The organism is Chromobacterium sphagni, assembly GCF_001855575.1.
GTDB classification, from domain to species: domain Bacteria; phylum Pseudomonadota; class Gammaproteobacteria; order Burkholderiales; family Chromobacteriaceae; genus Chromobacterium; species Chromobacterium sphagni.
On sequence record NZ_MKCS01000001.1, the window covers coordinates 3,144,014 to 3,160,529 of the forward strand.

Sequence of the window (16,516 nt, forward strand, 5' to 3'; positions counted from 1 at the left end):
CGCGCAGTCAGGTACCCGCGATGCGTTGTTGGAACTGTGTGGTGAGAAGGAAGGCGAGCGCGCCGGCCAGCGCCCATGACGGCATGTCGTGCGCCGCCATCAGCAGGGCGTCGCTCAGCGAGATGCCGGCTATCAGCCCCCCTACCGCTGTGCGGATGTCGCGCTGGCGACGGAACATCGCCAGCCAGACGCAGCGTCCCACCCAGAGCAGAAACAGGCCGAGGCAGATCAGCAACGGCCAGCTTGGCGGTCCCAGCGGCAGGCATAGCAGCGGGGCGGCCAGGCCCAGCAGGGGGAGCAGCCGCTGGATGCGGCCCTGGTTTTCATGCTTGGCGGCGTAGGTCAGGCCTATCAGATAGGCCAGAAGCACGCTGGCGCCCAGCCAGACGGGAGGGGGAAGCCGGCCCCCGGTCACCGCCAGCGCGGAGGTGATGTAGACCAGCGCGCGGCAGAGCCCCATGATCAGCGGACTGAAAGCGTTCCGCTTGTGGTGCAGATCGTACAGCAGCACGCAGCCGGCCAGCAGCAGCCCCGCAATCAAGGATGCCCGGCCCATGCAGGCGAGCAGCGATATGCCGGCGCCCAGCATGGCGAAACCGCTGGCGAATACCGCCAAGGGGCTGACCTGCCCGGAGGGAATCGGCCGTTCCGGCCGTTCGACCGCGTCGATGCGGCGGTCGAAGGCGTCGTTGAGGAACATGCCGGCAGTGTAGATCAGCGATAGCGCCAACAGCAGCAGCAACAGGGTGGCGGGCGGCGGCAGCTGGCCGGACAGCGCGGCGCCGGCGGCGACATTGCTCCATACCGTAGGCAGGTTGGATATCCGTCCCAGTCGCGATGCGACGCGCCAGTTGATCATTGTAGCTGCTCCTTCACCCATTTCAATTCGCGGCATATCGCATCGACCAGGTTGCCGTCCCGGAATGCCGGCGGCAGCACGTGCCAGCTGTAGGTTTCCACTTCCAGGTGGCTGGTCAGCGCTTGGCGGCGATGGCGTGCCAGCACTTGCCGCACGCAGTCCTGGGTGCTGGAGAAGTCGCCCAACTGCCGGGTCCACAGCGGCACGTGGAAATGGATGCGCCATTCGGCGCCATAGGCTTGTTCCAGGTATTCCAGCGCGGCAGGCAGGTCGTCGAAGCGTCTCAGCCCGGATGGCGTGCGCTGCACCACCTGGTGCAGATAGTGGTCTTCGGCGAACGAGCGGAGTTGGGCGCGATGGGAGGGTTGGACCCTGTCCAGCTTGAGGCCGGCGCTCAGTTGCAGCTTCACCAGGGCGATGCCGGCGGAGCTCAACTGCTGCAGGCTGGCTTCGATGTCTTCAAACTCCACGGCGGCGTGGCAGCAGTCCAGACAAACGCCGAGATGGCGCCGCAGCAACGTTTCCGCATGATTCGGCGGGCATTGGCATAGCTCCGCCAGACGGCGCAGCGCCTGCGGGGTGAGCAGATGCCGTTGGAAGAAGCCGATGGCGTCGGCGGTGGTTTCCAGCAGGCATTCCGGTTCCGGCTCCAGCGCCAGGCGGATGCAGCGGCCGCTTTCCATATGCAGTCGATGCAGGATGGCAGCGTGTTGCAGCAGTTGTTCGGCTATGGGCTGCGCGTCCTGGGCCGGATGGTCCAGATGCGCGGCATAGGCGCCGGGCAGCGTGCTGATGCTGCCGTCGATGTCCGGCGGCAATAGCCGGCAGAGCAGCCGCGCCAGCCGGTTGCTGTATGCCAGGCGTTCCGGGTGGCGCCAGTCTGGCAGATAGACCCGGCGTTTGGTGCCCGCGCCATGAAATTGGCCATAGGGGAAGCCGTTGAGGGTGAAGACGTACAGCTGGTGGCGCGATAGAAACTGGATGAATTCCGGCAGCCGCTCCGGCTGATCTTCCAATTGCCGCGCGGCCAGCTCTGACAGGCGCAGGCCCACGCCGAAGGGCATGCCGGGCGAGGCCTGCGCCCTGATTTCCGGCAGGTATTTGCCCAGCGCCGCGCGCGTCTCCTCCCAGCTGTCTCCGGGATGGATATTGGTGCAGTAGCACAGGTGGCCCAGGTCGGCCGCCGGCGTTTCGGCGGTGGCGAGCCTCATGCGCAGGCCTCTGGGATGCCGTGCTTGAGCCAGCTTATGCTGCTTGCCAGCAGCGGCTTGTCGATCTGATGAACCTCCACGCCATGGCCCAGATCCTGCAGCAGGGTGATGGTCAGTTCGCCGCCCAGATGTTCGCGGAATTCGTCCAGGCCGCTCAGCAGCTGGTATTGGCCCTGGCCGTCGCGCAATTCTAGCAGCGGGGTCCAGAGCGTGAAGCCCAGTTTTTCCAGCAATAGGCATAGCTGATTGGCGGCTTGGACCGGCAGCAGCCCGCACAGGACCGCGTAACAGGTGTCCAGCGCCATGCCGATGGCTACCGCCTCGCCGTGGCTGAGCTGGTATTTGCTCATGGACTCCAGCTTGTGGGCCGCCCAGTGGCCGAAATCCAGCGGCCTGGCGCTGCCGAATTCGAATGGGTCGCCGGCGCCGGCGATGTGCCGCAGATGCAGCTCCGCGCAGCGGCGTATCATCCATTGGCAGGCTTCGTCTTCGCCCTGGCGCAAGGCCATGGCGTGTTCCTGCAGCCAGCGGAAGAAGTCTATGTCGCGGATGGCAGCCACCTTCACCGCCTCGGCCATGCCGGAAATCCGGGCGCGCACGGGGAGGGTGAGGATGAAGTCGTAGTCATTTATCACGGCATGGGGCGGCGTGAAGCTGCCCAGGAAGTTTTTGCTGCCGAAGGCGTTGACAGCGGTTTTGACGCCTACGCCAGAGTCGTTCTGCGCCAGCACCGTGGTGGGGACGCGGATGGTGCGGATGCCGCGGTGGGCGGTGGCGGCGGCGAAGCCCGCCATATCCAGCAGCGCGCCACCGCCGACGATGACGACGTAGCTGTGGCGGTCGATATGCTCGTCATGCAGCCATTGTTGCAACGCCTCCAGCATGGCGGGGTGGTTCTTGACCAGTTCGCCGCCGGGCAGCACGCGCGGCGGGGCGGCTAGTTGCAGTCGGTCGCGGTGATGGTCTGCGTAGCGTTCGAAGTCGGTTGCCAGGTCTGGGTGGTGCCGGGCGACGCCTTGGTCGATGATCACGACAAAGCGGTGCCGGATGTGGGGTTCGTGCCGGCAGATGGCGTGGCGCAGCGTGTGGTTGTCCGCTTGCAGCAGCTTGCGGGTGAACAGCACCGGATATTCGAAGGAAACGCTGAAACGCTGATGCACCGCGTCGCAGGGAAGGTCCTCGGTCTGCTGGCTATTGTCCAGTTCTGGCATATGGCGCGCGCTCCGGAGTGGAAGGGACAGGCTGGGGCTTAGTCGTAGCCCATGCCGTTCTGCACATTGCGATAGACGAAGGCCAGTCCGATCGGAGGCTTGTTGGTTTGGCCGCTTTCATTGCCAAGCAGCATAGAGGGGTTCATCAGGCTGGCCGACAGCACCTTCAGATCGAACATCAGGCCGATGGCGGCGTCCATCTGCCCCGGTTCACCGTTGAAGGCGCGGTGCAAGCTGTTGAGCAGGCTGCTGTAGCTGTAGGCGAAACGCTCTATCAGCGTGCGCTCCTGGCTGTTTTCCGGGTAGTCCTCCGGCTTGGGTGTGGGAGGCATCGGCCATACGCCTTCCGGATTGAACGGGATGGGCTTGCCGCCGAAACAGTAGCCGTCGCCTTCGGGACAGGGCGTGATGCCGCGCTGATGGACGATGGACTCGAACTTGTAGTAGTGGGCCAGGTCCTGCAGCTTCTCTGGCGCATTGGGGTCCTGGTAGGGCATGGAGTGGGTGCCTTCGCCCTGGGTGATGATCACGTCTATCGCCGCCTGGGCGCTGTCCACGTCGGTGATAGGAAACAGCACCTTGGGCGGGAAGTAGCCCAGCACTTGTTGTTCCAGCTGGCCGAATTGCAACTGATCCCGCAGCTCGTCCAGCTTGAGCTTGATGCTGTCGTAGAACTCGCCGATGGTGTGGAACTGCGGCCCCGCCTGGCCTGCCGCGTATAGGCGCCGCAACTCGTGGATCGGTATCGGATCGGTTGGCTCCTCTATCGCCATGAAAGTGTCGCGCGCCAGTTCCAGGCTGAAGGCCTCGATGCCGACGATCAGGTCGTTACCGATGCTCATTGGCAGCGGGCCGGGGTATTTGGGGATGAAGCCCGGCGTATTGATGCGTGGATGGCCGCCTATGGCGATCAGGATGTTGGCGGAGATGGTCATGTGCAGCATCTCTTCCATCACGATGCCGTGGATCAGCTGGGAGATTTCGCGATTGGTGGTCGGTTTCAGCGACAGCATCGCCGTCAGATAGGGCGGGATGGTGCTGTGTTCCAGCTCTATTGCCTTCTGCAGATAGAAGTGAAGCTGCGCCGGCGTGGTGACGTTGAGCAGGTCCTGGATGAATTTCGGGTCGATCTTGAACATGGCAGGTCCTCTATTTGGTCGTTTGCTGGCTGGGGGATTCGGCGACTCGGGCCTGTCGCTGCTGGTGGGCCTCTTTCTCCCGCAGTTCTATCTCGATGATTTCCGGTTCCGGCTGTCCTGCCTGGGTTTGTTGTGCTTCCTGTTCTGGGGGCATCGCGCTCAACCAGGAGAGCAGCATTTCGCGCTTGGCGTCGGACAGGTCGCGCGACACCGGCATGTAGTTGGGGTCGGTCGGCGGTAGCGAGAACGCCAGCAGCAGCGCCCGGCGGTGGGTTCGGACCGATTCGTAGTTGCCCAGGTCCACCAGATGGCGGCTCATGATCGGATACAGGTTGCCGTATTGCTGCAGGATGGGCTGGATGTCGCGCTCCCAAGTCGGCTGCTGCGGCACTGCCACCTTGTTGAAGACCAGCAGGCTGACGAAATTCCAGTAGCTGCAGTATGGCCCGCCGGGCGCGGTCTCCATCCGGCCGGCGCGGGTGCCCGGCGGCGGCTGGAAGTCGTAGCTGAGCGCGTACAGCTGGCCGTCTATATAGCCGCGAGGCGCTTCGCCCAGCGGCGGCGATGCCAGCAGCGTCAGCGTGCCCTTGCCGTAGAAGTCGGTTTCTACCTGTTCCGGCACATGCAGGCTGGCCTCGGGAAAGCCCACTTGCGGTGTGTGCACCGGGGGCGTCAGCGAATTGTCTCCCATGCCGGTGCCGCCCATTGGATTGCTGTTGGGATTGCCTGGCGGCAACTGCCAGACGTACAGGCTGGTGGCCAGCGGCTTGCCGAATTGGCTGGCATAGAAATCCACCGGCTGCGGCTGGTCCGGGTTCAGGCGGAACACATGGCCGTCGGCCCGCGCATACTGCCCATTGGCGGCTTCGTAGGTGAGTACCGGGTAGTTGCCGCTGCTTTGTTGCGGCCCAAGCAGCAGCAGCGGGCGCTGTTGCAGATAGGAGGCGATGCGCTTCTTGTTGTCGGCGTCGTCGGCGCTGTCCCCGGCACCGACGGCGTAACAGAAGCCCTGGATGCCGGCGGTGCGGGTGTACCAGCCCTCATGCAGATAGTCGACCGTGCCTAGCGGGGCGAACTGGCTGGCAGACACGCTTTTCGGAATGGCATCTACGCTGTCTATCAGCAGCGCCAGCGTCAGCGTGCCGATATTGTGTAGCTGGCCGGTGGCGTTGGTGATGGGCAGCGCCAGGCCGAAATCGGCGTAAAGGGTTTGCTGTTCGGCGCGATTGACGCACTGGAAGCCATAAACCCCGCCCAGCGGCTGGGTGGGGAAGGGCGCGCCGTTCGGCGTGGTGGGTTGCAGCGGGGTGGTCAGATGGCGGCCCATCACGAAATGCTTGGGCTCCTTGCTGCGGCAGGGGCCGATGCTGCCGCTGAGCAGGCCCATGGTGAAGCGCTGGCTCTGGTTGTCGCGGGTATAGCCGTATAGATTGAAGTTGATCGACAACAGGCCTTCCTCGCTGGCCGCGCGCAGCGCCTCCAGCACCGGCGAGCCGGTACCGTCTTGCCAGGCCACGTCGTGCAGGATGGACTGGTAGCTGGCGGCCATGGGTTGTTCCCACTGGCTTTGTTGGTTGAGTTGGCGCCGCCACAGGTTCATCAATGCCACCGGCAGCAGATCGCCGCAAAACAGCGCGCGTTCGGTCGGGCTCGCCAGCCGTACTTGCACGCCCCACAGCTGGGAGACGTACTGCATTTGCGGGTCCAGATCGACGATCTTGCCCGGTGCCTGCCGGTCGGCGTTTTCCACCCGCAGGCCGATCACCGGGTCTTGCTCCGGGCTGGTGAGCAGTTGATCGCCCAGCTGAGCCCCGGTGATCTTGCATTCTATGAAGCGGAAGATGCCGGTGCCTTCCGGATTCCAGTAGCCTTCCGCGCCTTCCGGCCCGTCGCCCGGGTAATGTTGTTGCTGATATTCCGGGCGGAAAGCTTCGTTGTCGTAATAACGGACGTCGTTGTTGACGGTGGACGGATCCGCCTGGAATACGCCGGTGAAGTTGATGCGCGGGGCGTCTAGATAACTCATGCCTGTTCCTTCGGAGGAGGGGGTTGGTTAAGCCGGGACCCTCAGCCAGAATAGGGGGGGCTTGTCATGACATGCAAATTGCCTGGACTGTACTTTGGTGCAGGTGGAAGCTTTTCCGCGGCAAGCCAGGACCGTAATCCACCTGCTAATGCATATGGTATTTTTGCTCTGACAGGAACCAAGTGGATCCGATTCGCCCTAATATGGCACCCCTTTGACTTTCACGATGCCGGGCAGCCACGCCCGGCTTGATCCGCATCCGAATGGCTTTCATCGAATCCCTGAATCAATCGTTGTTCCTGCTGATCAACGCCACGCCTGAAACCGCGCCGCTGGCCATCAAGGCAGCTACCTTCATCGCCAAGGACCTGTTGTTGCTGCTGCCGGTGCTGCTCGGCTCGATCTGGCTGTGGGGTCGTCCCGCGTTGCGGGATACCGTGCTGAAGTCTTGCCTGCTGACGGGTGTCGCCTTGCTCGGCAACTGGCTTATCGGCCTTGTCTGGCCCCATCCCCGGCCGTTTGCCATGCCGATCGGCCACGCCTTCCTGCTGCATGACGCCACGCCGTCCTTCCCCAGCAATCACGGCACCATTTTCGCTATGATGGCGCTGTGCTGGTGGTTCAGTCCGGCGTGGGGCTGGGGCTGGGTGCTGGCCATCGTTGGCGCCGCGGTGGCTTGGGCGCGGGTTTTTCTTGGCGTGCATTTCCCCCTCGATATGCTGGGCGCCTTGCTGGTGTCCATCTTCTGGTACGCTGTCTTGTCGCCGGCATGGGCGCGGCAGAACCGGGCGCCGACCGCGGCGCTGGAGTCGCTGTACCGTCGCCTGTTGGCCAAACCTATCGCAGCCGGGCTGATCAGGCGCTGAATCTGACAGCGGCAAGATGTTTTCCGGCTGGCATGCTACGGGAATCTTCATGCCGCGCTTCTTCCGACAGTTTTTGTCTCCCGGCCCGCGCAGCGACAGGCCGGCCATTCCTGCAGGCGTTTGGGTGCTCGGCGCGGTCAGCCTGCTGATGGATGTTTCGTCGGAGCTGGCGCACAGCCTGCTGCCCTTGTTTCTGGCCGGCACGCTGGGCGTGCCGATGTTGACGATAGGCTTGATCGAGGGCGTCGCCGAAGCCACCGCGCTGATCTGCAAGGTGTTTTCCGGCGCGCTCAGCGACTGGCTGGGGCGGCGCAAGCCGCTGGTATTGCTCGGCTATGGTCTGGCCGCGCTATCCAAGCCACTGTTCCCGTTGGCCCATTCGGCGTCCACCGTGCTGTTGGCGCGCTTTGTCGACCGCATGGGCAAGGGCATCCGCGGCGCGCCGCGCGATGCGCTGATCGCCGAAATCACTCCTCCCGCCATCCGCGGCGCCAGTTTCGGCCTGCGCCAGAGCATGGACACCACCGGCGCGCTGCTGGGACCGCTGCTGGCGATCGCCCTGATGTATCTCTACCGCGACGACATTCGCAGTGTTTTGTGGTGGTCGTTGTTGCCGGCAGGGCTGGCGGTGTTCGCCATCGTTTTCTGGGTGCGGGAGCCGATTGCGTCCGGCGTGCGAGTCAGCCGGCCGCTGGCGTTGTCCCACGCGGCGCTGCGGCGGTTTCCCGCCGCATTCTGGGGCGTGGTGCTGTTGGGGGCGGTGTTCACCCTGGCCCGATTCAGCGAGGCTTTTCTGGTGCTGCGCGGCTCGCAGCTGGGTTTGCCGCTGGCCTGGGCGCCGCTGTCGATGGCGGCGATGTCGGCCAGCTACGCGTTGAGCGCCTATCCGCTGGGCTGGTTGTCCGACCACGTCCGCCGCGGTCATCTGCTGCAGCTTTCCCTGTCGATCCTGATTCTGGCCGACCTGGCCTTGGGCCTGGCTTCCGGCGTGCCTTTGCTGCTGCTCGGCGCGTTGCTGTGGGGGCTGCACCTGGGCTGCAGCCAGGGTTTGCTATCGGCGCTGGTGGCGGATCATGTGCCTACGGGGCTGGAAGGCTCGGCCTTCGGTCTGTTCAATCTGTTTGCCGGAGCGGCAACCTTGCTGGCCAGCGCGGTGGCCGGCGGCGTCTGGCAATGGCTGGGCGCAGAGGCCACATTCTACGGCGGCGCAGGGTTTGCCGTGCTGGCCTTGCTGCTGTCGGCCGGGCTTGGCAAAAACCTGGATGCGGGATGCGATTGATGCCGGACAGCTTGCCTGTTTTTTAAGCACACGTCTGTCGTGGATGATGGTAAAGTAATCTGAAAGTTATTTACTTATACCAATTTGTTTTGTGTCGGTGGAATGAGCATGTCAGAACGTGAAGCAAGTCTGTGGCCTGAGTTCGTCAAGGCCCTGAAGCAGGAGGTGGTGCCGGCGCTGGGCTGTACCGAGCCGATCTCGCTGGCGCTGGCCGCGGCGATGGCCGCCCGCCAGTTGGGCAGGACGCCGGAGCGCATCGATGCGCTGGTGTCGCCTAATCTGATGAAGAACGGCATGGCCGTCACCGTGCCCGGCACCGGGACCCTGGGTCTGGCTATCGCGGCGGCGGTGGGCGCGCTGGGTGGCGACCCGGACGGCAAGCTGGAGGTGCTGAAAGGCCTGACGGTGGAGCAGGTGGCGGCCGGCAAGCAGATGATAGCCGATGGCAGGATCAATCTGGGCGTAGCCAATGTGTCCAATCTGCTGTACGCCGAGGCCTGTGTCTGGCACGGCGACGAGTGCGCCCGGGTGGCGATTGCCGACGCCCACACCAATGTGGTGCGCATCGAGCGCAACGGCGAGATATTGCTGGAGGTGGACCCGGCCAACGCCAAGCCGTTGGAAAATTATGATCTGGGCGATGCCACCGCGAGCGACGTCTACGACTTCGCCACCCGCGCGCCGTATGAAATGATCGCCTTCATCCATCAGGCGGCGGTGCTCAACAGCGCGCTGGCGGACGAGGGCATGGGCGGCAAATACGGCCTGCACATCGGCGCCACCCTGCAGCGCCAGGTCGAGGCCGGCCTGTTGTCCGAAGGCCTGCTCACCCGCATCCTGACCCGCACCACCGCCGCGTCGGACGCGCGCATGGGCGGCGCCACGCTGCCGGCGATGAGTAACTCCGGCTCCGGCAACCAGGGTATCGCCGCTACCATGCCGGTGGTGGTGGTGGCCGAGCATCTGAAGGTTGACCAGGAGACGCTGGTGCGCGCGCTGGCGCTGTCGCACCTGATCGCCGTCTATATCCACATCCGCCTGCCCAAGCTGTCGGCGCTGTGCGCGGTCACCACCGCGTCTATGGGCGCGGGCGCGGGCATGGCCTATCTGCTGGACGGCAGCTACTCGGCGGTGAGCATGGCGATTTCCAGCATGATAGGCGATCTGGCCGGCATGATCTGCGACGGCGCGTCCAATAGCTGCGCGATGAAGGTGTCCACCTCGGCCGGCTCCGCCTACAAGGCGGTGCTGATGGCGCTGGACGGCACCCGCGTCACCGGCAACGAGGGCATCGTCGCCCACGACGTCGACCAGTCGATCGAGAACCTGGGCCGGCTGGCCAGCCGCGGCATGGTGGAGACCGACACTCAGATCCTGCAGATCATGATGCACAAGCGTTGAGCCGGCGTGTTCCAACGAAGAAGGCCCGGCATCGCCGGGCCTTTTTGCTTGCGGCGCGGGGCACCTATTCCTGCGTCGCCGGGCTCAGCGCCTGGCGCACGCTCTTTTCGTTCAGCGCCGGCGCGCACAGTTCGATAAAACGGTAGGCGTAGCTGCGCAGGTAATGGCCGCGGCGAATGGCGATGCGGCTGGTCTGCTGGCCGAACAAGGGCTCGCCGGCCACCACCTGCACGCCGTGGTCGCGCAGCGGGTCCACCGCCATCGAGGCGACGATGCCGACCCCCAGCTCCAGTTCGACGTAGGTCTTGATCACGTCGGCGTCCAGCGCCGCCATCACGATGTCCGGCGCCAGGCCGGCCTCGGCGAAGGCGCTGTCGATGCGGGCGCGGCCGGTGAAACCGTGGTGGTAGGTGACCAGCGGGTATTCCGCCAGCGTCTCCAGCGTCAGCTGCTGGCTGTGCAGCGGATGCTCCGGCGGGGCGATCACGCAGTGGTTCCAGCTGTAGTAGGGGAAGGATACCAGTTCCGAAACCTCCGTCACCGCCTCGGTGGCGATGCCGATGTCGGCGTCGCCGGCCAGCAGCAGGCGCACCAGCTCGTCCGGGCTGGCCTGGTGCAGTACCAGGTGCACGCGCGGGAAGGCGCGTTTGAAGGCGGTGACCACCTGCGGCAAGGCGTAGCGCGCCTGGGTATGGGTGGTGGCGATGGTTAGTTGCCCTTCGTCGCGCAGGCTGAACTGCTCGGCCAGGCGCTTGATGTTGCCTGCGTCCAGCAGCATGCGTTCCACGATGGTCAACAGCTCCTTGCCGGGGTCGGTCAGGCCGAGGAAACGCTTGCCCTTGCGGATGAACAGCTCCACGCCCAGTTCGTCCTCCAGATCCTTGATGTGCTTGCTGACGCCGGATTGCGAGGTGAACAGCGCGTTGGCGACTTCGGTCAGGTTGAAGCCTTGGCGCACGGTTTCGCGAATGATGCGCAGTTGCTGGAAATTCATGCTTCACCTGCCTGTGTCGTGGTGGCGAAAACCTTGGCGCTGCGCGCTTGCAGTCGCACCGGTTGGCCGGCCGCCAGGCTGGAGAGCAGCGGGTCGTCGGCTGGCAATTCGGCGTCGAATTGCTGGCCGGCCAGTTCGTCGCGGCCTTCCAGCTCTATTCGCGACAGAGCGCCCAGCGTCAGGATGCGTTGCACCTGGGCCGGCAGGCCCGCGCCATGGGCGTCGGGCAGGATGGCCAGCTCATGCGGGCGGACGAAGGCCTGCGCCTCCCGGCCTGGCGCCAGCTGGTGTTCTGCATCGAGCAGTGACGAGCCGACGATGATGCCGCCTGCGCGGCTGTGACCGGAAAAACGGTTGGCGCTGCCGAGGAAGCCATAGACGAAGGCGCTGGCCGGCTGGCGGTAGACCTCGGCCGGCGCGCCTATCTGTTCGACCTTGCCGTGGTTCATCAGCACTACCCGGTCGGCCACTTCCAGCGCCTCTTCCTGATCGTGGGTGACGAAGATGGAGGTGATGTGCAGCTCGTCGTGCAGCTTGCGCAGCCAGCGGCGCAATTCCTTGCGCACCTTGGCGTCCAGCGCGCCGAATGGTTCGTCCAGCAGCAGCACCCGCGGCTCCACCGCCAGCGCGCGCGCCAGGGCGATGCGCTGGCGCTGGCCGCCGGACAATTGCGCGGGGAAGCGGTCGGCCAGCCAGTCCAGCTGCACCAGATCCAGCAACTGGTGCACCTTGCGCGCGATCCCGGCTTCGGACGGACGTTCCTTGCGCGGCTTCATCCGCAGGCCGAATGCGACGTTGTCGAACACGCTCATGTGGCGGAACAAGGCGTAGTGCTGGAACACGAAGCCCACCTGGCGCTCGCGCACATGGGTGGCGGAGGCGTCGGCGCCGTCCAGCAGCACCTGGCCGCCATCGGCCTGTTCCAGGCCGGCGATGATGCGCAACAGCGTGGTCTTGCCGCAGCCGGACGGGCCCAGCAGCGCCACCAGCTCGCCGCTGGGGAAGTCCAGGCTGACGTCGTCCAGCGCGGTGAAGGCGCCGAAGGCCTTGCGGATATGGTTTACCTGTATGCTCATCTCAGTCTTCCTTGACGCTGCGCCATTCCACCCAGCTTTTCAGCGCCAGCGTGATCAGGGCCAGCATGGCCAGCAAGGACGCCACGGCGAAAGCCGCGGCGAAATTGTATTCGTTGTACAGAATTTCGACGTGCAGCGGCAGCGTGTTGGTTTCGCCGCGGATATGGCCGGACACCACCGACACCGCGCCGAACTCTCCCATGGCGCGGGCATTGCTCAGGATAATGCCGTATAGCAGCGCCCAGCGCACATTAGGCAGGGTGACATGCCACAGCACCTGCCAGCCGCGCGCGCCCAGCACCACCGCCGCTTCTTCCTCTTCGCGGCCTTGCGCCTCCAAAAGCGGAATCAGCTCGCGGGCGACGAAGGGCACGGTGACGAACAGCGTGGCCAGCACGATGCCGGGCACCGAGAAGATCACCTTCAGGCCGTATTCGGCCAGCCATTCTCCCAGCCAGCCGTGGTTGCCGAACACCAGCACGAAGATCAGGCCGGCCACCACCGGCGACACCGAAAACGGCAGGTCTATCAGCGTGATCAACAGCTGCTTGCCGCGGAAGTCGAAGCGGGTGACCGCCCAGGCAGCGGCCACGCCGAACACCAGGTTGAGCGGCACCGAAACGCCGGCGGCCAGCAGCGTGAGCCGCACCGCCGCCAGCGCGTCCGGTTCGGCCAGCGCGTCGGCATAGGTGTTCCAGCCCTTGGCCAGCGCCTCGACGAACACCACGATCAGCGGCAACAGCAGGAAGACGGCGAAGAAACCCAACGCCAGCGTCAGTATCGCGCATTTCACCGCGCGCGACTCGCGGGTGGCCTGGCGGCTTTCCAGCAGCCCAGCCTTGTCGCGCGCCGGCAAGGCGTGGGTGGCGGCGCCGGCCATTACCGGCCTCCCGCGCGGCCATGGCGGCGCGCGCTCCACCACTGCAGGCCGTTGATGGCCAGCAGCAGCAGAAAGGACGCCAGCAGCATCACCGACGCGATGGCGGTGGCGCCGGCGTAATCGAATTGTTCCAGCTTGCTGATGATCATCAGCGGGGTGATTTCCGACACCATCGGGATGTTGCCGGCGATGAAGATCACCGAGCCGTATTCGCCCACCGCGCGGGCGAAGGCCAGCGCGAAGCCGGTGAGCAATGCTGGTTGCAGCGTGGGCAGGATCACGTGGCGGAACACCTGCCAGCGTTGCGCGCCCAGGCAGGCGGCGGCTTCCTCCAGTTCGGTCTCCAGATCTTCCAGCACCGGCTGCACCGTGCGCACGACGAAGGGCAGGCCGATGAAGACCAGCGCCACCAGCACGCCCAACGGGCCGAAGGCCACTTTCAGCCCCAGCGGCTCCAGATACTGCCCCAGCCAGCCGTTGCCGGCGTACAGCGCGGTAAGGGCGATGCCGGCCACCGCGGTCGGCAGCGCGAAGGGCAGGTCCACCAGCGCGTCGATCAGCCGTTTGCCGGGAAAGCGGTAGCGCACCAGCGACCAGGCCAGCAGCAGGCCGAACAGCGTGTTGACGGCGGCTGCCAGCAGCGCCATGCTGAAGCTCAGCCGGTACGAGGCCAGCACCCGCGGCGCGGTGGCGGCCTGCCAGAAGCTGTCCCACGGCTGGCTGCCGGCGCGCAGGATCACGGCGGACAGCGGAATCAGCACCAGCAGCGACAGATAGCTCAGCGTGAAGCCCAGCGACAGGCCGAAGCCCGGCAATACGCGCGGCGGCCGGGCGGCCGGAGGGGAGGCAAGACTGGCGGGCATGGTGGATTCCATTTCATATAACCGAATAAACAATATCCGCGCCAGCCTTATTCTGAAAATAAGTATTTATTCAATGCTTATGCAATATTGTGCAAAGCGGCGCGGCGGCAAAACAAACCGCCCGGCGTTGGCGGCGGGCGGTTGTTGAGTGGGCGCGGGCTTAGCGGGCGATGATCTGGTCGAACACCCCGCCATCGGCAAAGTGCGTTTTCTGCGCCTTCTGCCAGCCGCCGAACACCTGGTCTATGGTGAACAGCTTCACCTGGCTGAACTGGCCGGCGTACTTGGCCGCCACCTGCGGGTCGCGCGGGCGGTAGTAGTGCTTGGCGGCCAGGTTCTGGCCCTCCGGGCTGTACAGGTACTTGAGATAGGCCTCGGCCACCTTGCGGGTGCCGCGCTTGTCCACCACCTTGTCCACCACGCTGACCGGCGGTTCTGCCAGGATGGAAATGGACGGGGTGACGATGTCGAACTTGTCCGGCCCCAGCTCGCGGGTGGCGAGATAAGCCTCGTTCTCCCACGACAGCAGCACGTCGCCGATGCCGCGTTGGGTGAAGGTGATCAGCGAGCCGCGCGCGCCGGAGTCCAGCACCTTCACATTGCCGTACAGCTTCTTGACGAAGTCCTTGGCCTTGGCGTCGTTGCCGCCCGGCTGCTTCAGCGCGTAGCCCCAGGCCGCCAGATAGTTCCAGCGCGCGCCGCCGCCGGTCTTGGGATTGGGGGTCACCACTTCCACGCCGGGCTTCACCAGGTCGTTCCAGTCCTTGATGTGCTTGGGATTGCCTTTGCGCACCAGGAACACGATGGTGGATGAGTAGGGCGAAGAATTATTGGGCAGGCGCTGCTGCCAGTTGGGGGCGATGGATTTGGCCTGGCTGCTGATTTCGTCGATGTCGTAGGCCAGCGCCAGCGTCACCACATCGGCGTCCAGCCCATCTATCACCGAGCGCGCCTGCTTGCCGGAGCCGCCGTGCGATTGCTTGACGGTGACGGTTTCTCCGCTCTTGGCCTTCCAGTATTTGGCGAAGGAGGCGTTGAATTCCTGATACAGCTCGCGCGTCGGGTCGTAGGAGACATTGAGCAGGGTGACCTCGGCGAAGGCGGAGGCGCTGCCGGCAAGCAGCAGGGCGAGGGCGAGTCGATGCAATGGGCGCAGGCGCATGGCGGTTCCTGTTATGGATTCTGAACGATGGCCACACTGTAGAGTCCGGCTTGTCGGGATCGGAACCAAGAAAATCTGCAATGCAAATGCATATTTCAGCAAAAGACGGTATTTCAGCAAAGCTGATAGCCTTATCAGGAAACAATATATTCCAGCGTCAAACCCGGGCCTATATTAGCGCCAGTCCAACTCATCCGGTCCCGGCCATGAAACGATTCAAGCCCGCCAAACAATTGCCTGCCGGCTTCTCGCCCGCGATGCTGGCCGCCTGCCAGCAATTTTTGCAGCAGGAGGGCGTGTCTGCCAGGCTGCAGTGGAACGAGCAGGAGGTTTTCGCCAGCTTCGACGGCTGGTGGCTGAGCAGCAGTTTCATTCCGCAGGCGCGGCTGCGCGACGGACGCTGTCAATTGCTGCAATACGCGGCGCGGCTGCGCATCTTCGGCCAGTTTGGCCAGGCTTTGCCGGCCAACTGGCTGTTCGCGATGAATTACGCCGAGAGCAAGGCGGTGGCGCTGCTCAAGCTGATCCGCGCTCTGCACCTGGTCAACCACCTGGGCCGCAACGGCCGCCATCTGCCTTTGCGCATCGATGTCGATCCGCGGATCTGCCACGCCTACAGCGACCGCATCGTCGACTTCACCGCGCGGCTGCTGGAGGTGCTGGAGTTCCCCGCCAGCCAGGCGCCCTTGCTGCTGTTCCTCAACGGCAAGACCAGCGAGCTGGGCCTGTCGCTGTTGCGGCGCTACCGCCAGCACGGCCATAAGCTGGGCCTGGGCGATTTCGGCGAATGCCGGGAGGATCTGCTGCGGCTGTGGCGGTTGGAGCCGGATTTCCTGACGCTGGCGCCGCGCTTCATGGGCCGCGCCATCATGTATCCGCAGGTGCGCGACCGGCTGCTGCAACTGGTGCCGCAACTGGTGGAGCAGGGCTACGCGCTGGCGGTGGAGGACATCGTCTGCCAGAACATGCTGGGCCTGGCGCAGCAGATGGGAGCGGAACATCTGTCCGGGCCTTTGCTGTCGGAGCGTTTGCGCTTGCAAAAAGCCGCGCAGGCTGTGGATTTGAATGTCATTAATGTTTAAACTGTGGCCATTCTAAAGAAATTTCATGCGCGTCCCGGCGGGGCGGCATGACTGGCCGGGGGCCTGTATGACAAAGATGCTGATAGGGGTGTTGGCGGCCGCGGGCTTGTCCGGCTGCGTGATCGGCAATGGCGATGGCTATCGCGACGCGGCGCAATTGCAGAGGATGACGGAGCAGGCGGTGAAAACCTGCGGCCAGGGCAAGGTCAAGTCGGTCAGCTACGGCAGCTTTACTTGCGCGGCTGCGGATGCCGGAGCGGTGAAATAAATGTTGGCGCCGCCGGCGCGTTGTCGGCTTGACGGCGCGGGCGGCAGGAGAGTGTCTTGGTCGGCTTGACGGCGCGGGCGGCAGGAGAGTGTCTTGATCGCAGTGCGCTTGTTGCAAGCCGCCGACCTACCGCCAGATTCGTCTGGCCGCCGCCGCCGATGCGCCGGCGGCGATTCATTTCAACCTGGACGAAATCGCC

General features: G+C 64.7%; 15 protein-coding genes. 5 read left to right on the plus strand and 10 right to left on the minus strand.

The features are described 5' to 3' along the window. Window positions 1-7 precede the first annotated feature (7 nt). The 5 genes from BI347_RS14570 to BI347_RS14590 are packed head-to-tail and all read right to left on the minus strand — an operon-like array spanning window position 8 to window position 6,446. Window positions 8-859 (minus strand): UbiA family prenyltransferase, encoded by an 852-nt coding sequence (locus BI347_RS14570; protein ID WP_083338892.1) that lies wholly within the window; start codon window positions 857-859, stop codon window positions 8-10. Continuing rightward, complete coding sequence (gene eboE, locus BI347_RS14575) at window positions 856-2,070, minus strand: metabolite traffic protein EboE (protein ID WP_071112368.1); 1,215 nt, start codon at window positions 2,068-2,070, stop codon at window positions 856-858. Before eboE ends, BI347_RS14570 begins: the two co-directional genes overlap by 4 nt. Then, window positions 2,067-3,281, minus strand: a complete 1,215-nt coding sequence (locus BI347_RS14580; protein WP_071112367.1) for a 3-dehydroquinate synthase — start codon at window positions 3,279-3,281, stop codon at window positions 2,067-2,069. Before BI347_RS14580 ends, eboE begins: the two co-directional genes overlap by 4 nt. A gap of 38 nt (window positions 3,282-3,319) precedes the next feature. Further along, complete coding sequence (locus BI347_RS14585; RefSeq protein WP_071112366.1) at window positions 3,320-4,420, minus strand: ferritin-like domain-containing protein; 1,101 nt, start codon at window positions 4,418-4,420, stop codon at window positions 3,320-3,322. Between the two features lie 10 nt (window positions 4,421-4,430). Next, window positions 4,431-6,446 carry a hypothetical protein gene (locus tag BI347_RS14590; protein ID WP_071116176.1) on the minus strand — a complete coding sequence of 672 codons (2,016 nt, stop codon included), beginning with the start codon at window positions 6,444-6,446 and terminating at the stop codon, window positions 4,431-4,433. A 263-nt stretch (window positions 6,447-6,709) separates the two neighbouring features. Between BI347_RS14590 and BI347_RS14595 the strand changes: the two genes are divergently transcribed. The 3 genes from BI347_RS14595 (at window position 6,710) to BI347_RS14605 (ending at window position 9,992) form a co-directional block, all read left to right on the plus strand. Beyond that, window positions 6,710-7,312, plus strand: coding sequence for a phosphatase PAP2 family protein (locus tag BI347_RS14595; RefSeq protein ID WP_071112364.1), 603 nt, complete (start codon window positions 6,710-6,712; stop codon window positions 7,310-7,312). A gap of 49 nt (window positions 7,313-7,361) precedes the next feature. Further along, window positions 7,362-8,591: an MFS transporter gene (locus BI347_RS14600; RefSeq protein WP_071116431.1), complete on the plus strand. Its 1,230-nt coding sequence runs from the start codon at window positions 7,362-7,364 to the stop codon at window positions 8,589-8,591. 108 nt (window positions 8,592-8,699) lie between these two features. After that, window positions 8,700-9,992, plus strand: coding sequence for an L-cysteine desulfidase family protein (locus BI347_RS14605; RefSeq protein ID WP_095210799.1), 1,293 nt, complete (start codon window positions 8,700-8,702; stop codon window positions 9,990-9,992). Window positions 9,993-10,056: 64 nt separating this feature from the next. Here BI347_RS14605 and BI347_RS14610 read toward each other — a convergent pair whose 3' ends face one another. From BI347_RS14610 to BI347_RS14630, 5 genes are all read right to left on the minus strand, one after another. Continuing rightward, a complete protein-coding gene (locus BI347_RS14610; protein ID WP_071112362.1) occupies window positions 10,057-10,986 on the minus strand; it encodes a CysB family HTH-type transcriptional regulator in 930 nt (309 codons plus the stop codon). Beyond that, window positions 10,983-12,062, minus strand: coding sequence for a sulfate/molybdate ABC transporter ATP-binding protein (locus tag BI347_RS14615; protein WP_071112361.1), 1,080 nt, complete (start codon window positions 12,060-12,062; stop codon window positions 10,983-10,985). The genes BI347_RS14610 and BI347_RS14615 overlap by 4 nt, the downstream gene beginning before the upstream one ends. Before the next feature lies 1 nt (window position 12,063). Next, a complete protein-coding gene (gene cysW / locus BI347_RS14620) occupies window positions 12,064-12,942 on the minus strand; it encodes a sulfate ABC transporter permease subunit CysW (protein WP_071116177.1) in 879 nt (292 codons plus the stop codon). Beyond that, entirely contained in the window at window positions 12,942-13,805 is an 864-nt protein-coding gene (cysT, locus tag BI347_RS14625) for a sulfate ABC transporter permease subunit CysT (RefSeq protein ID WP_071116432.1), read from the minus strand. The genes cysW and cysT overlap by 1 nt, the downstream gene beginning before the upstream one ends. A 160-nt stretch (window positions 13,806-13,965) precedes the next feature. Continuing rightward, the gene (locus BI347_RS14630; protein WP_071116178.1) at window positions 13,966-14,967 is read right to left on the minus strand and encodes a sulfate ABC transporter substrate-binding protein; all 1,002 of its coding nucleotides are present in this window, start codon (window positions 14,965-14,967) and stop codon (window positions 13,966-13,968) included. Between the two features lie 206 nt (window positions 14,968-15,173). Here BI347_RS14630 and BI347_RS14635 point away from each other — a divergent pair, with 206 nt between their 5' ends. Then, on the plus strand, window positions 15,174-16,049 hold the full coding sequence (locus tag BI347_RS14635; RefSeq protein ID WP_158020793.1) for an EAL domain-containing protein: 876 nt from the start codon (window positions 15,174-15,176) through the stop codon (window positions 16,047-16,049). 67 nt (window positions 16,050-16,116) lie between these two features. Further along, entirely contained in the window at window positions 16,117-16,317 is a 201-nt protein-coding gene (locus BI347_RS14640) for a hypothetical protein (RefSeq protein ID WP_139167225.1), read from the plus strand. The last annotated feature ends 199 nt before the right edge of the window (window positions 16,318-16,516 follow it).

Coding starts and splice junctions, on each gene's coding strand:
- BI347_RS14615 (WP_071112361.1), bottom strand. CDS start 12,062: ATGAGCATACAGGTAAACCATATCCGCAAGGCCTTCGGCGCCTTCACC.
- BI347_RS14590 (WP_071116176.1), bottom strand. CDS start 6,446: ATGAGTTATCTAGACGCCCCGCGCATCAACTTCACCGGCGTATTCCAG.
- BI347_RS14580 (WP_071112367.1), bottom strand. CDS start 3,281: ATGCCAGAACTGGACAATAGCCAGCAGACCGAGGACCTTCCCTGCGAC.
- BI347_RS14640 (WP_139167225.1), top strand. CDS start 16,117: ATGACAAAGATGCTGATAGGGGTGTTGGCGGCCGCGGGCTTGTCCGGC.
- BI347_RS14610 (WP_071112362.1), bottom strand. CDS start 10,986: ATGAATTTCCAGCAACTGCGCATCATTCGCGAAACCGTGCGCCAAGGC.
- BI347_RS14600 (WP_071116431.1), top strand. CDS start 7,362: ATGCCGCGCTTCTTCCGACAGTTTTTGTCTCCCGGCCCGCGCAGCGAC.
- cysT (WP_071116432.1), bottom strand. CDS start 13,805: ATGCCCGCCAGTCTTGCCTCCCCTCCGGCCGCCCGGCCGCCGCGCGTA.
- BI347_RS14595 (WP_071112364.1), top strand. CDS start 6,710: ATGGCTTTCATCGAATCCCTGAATCAATCGTTGTTCCTGCTGATCAAC.
- cysW (WP_071116177.1), bottom strand. CDS start 12,942: ATGGCCGGCGCCGCCACCCACGCCTTGCCGGCGCGCGACAAGGCTGGG.
- BI347_RS14585 (WP_071112366.1), bottom strand. CDS start 4,420: ATGTTCAAGATCGACCCGAAATTCATCCAGGACCTGCTCAACGTCACC.
- BI347_RS14635 (WP_158020793.1), top strand. CDS start 15,174: ATGAAACGATTCAAGCCCGCCAAACAATTGCCTGCCGGCTTCTCGCCC.
- BI347_RS14630 (WP_071116178.1), bottom strand. CDS start 14,967: ATGCGCCTGCGCCCATTGCATCGACTCGCCCTCGCCCTGCTGCTTGCC.
- BI347_RS14570 (WP_083338892.1), bottom strand. CDS start 859: ATGATCAACTGGCGCGTCGCATCGCGACTGGGACGGATATCCAACCTG.
- BI347_RS14605 (WP_095210799.1), top strand. CDS start 8,700: ATGTCAGAACGTGAAGCAAGTCTGTGGCCTGAGTTCGTCAAGGCCCTG.
- eboE (WP_071112368.1), bottom strand. CDS start 2,070: ATGAGGCTCGCCACCGCCGAAACGCCGGCGGCCGACCTGGGCCACCTG.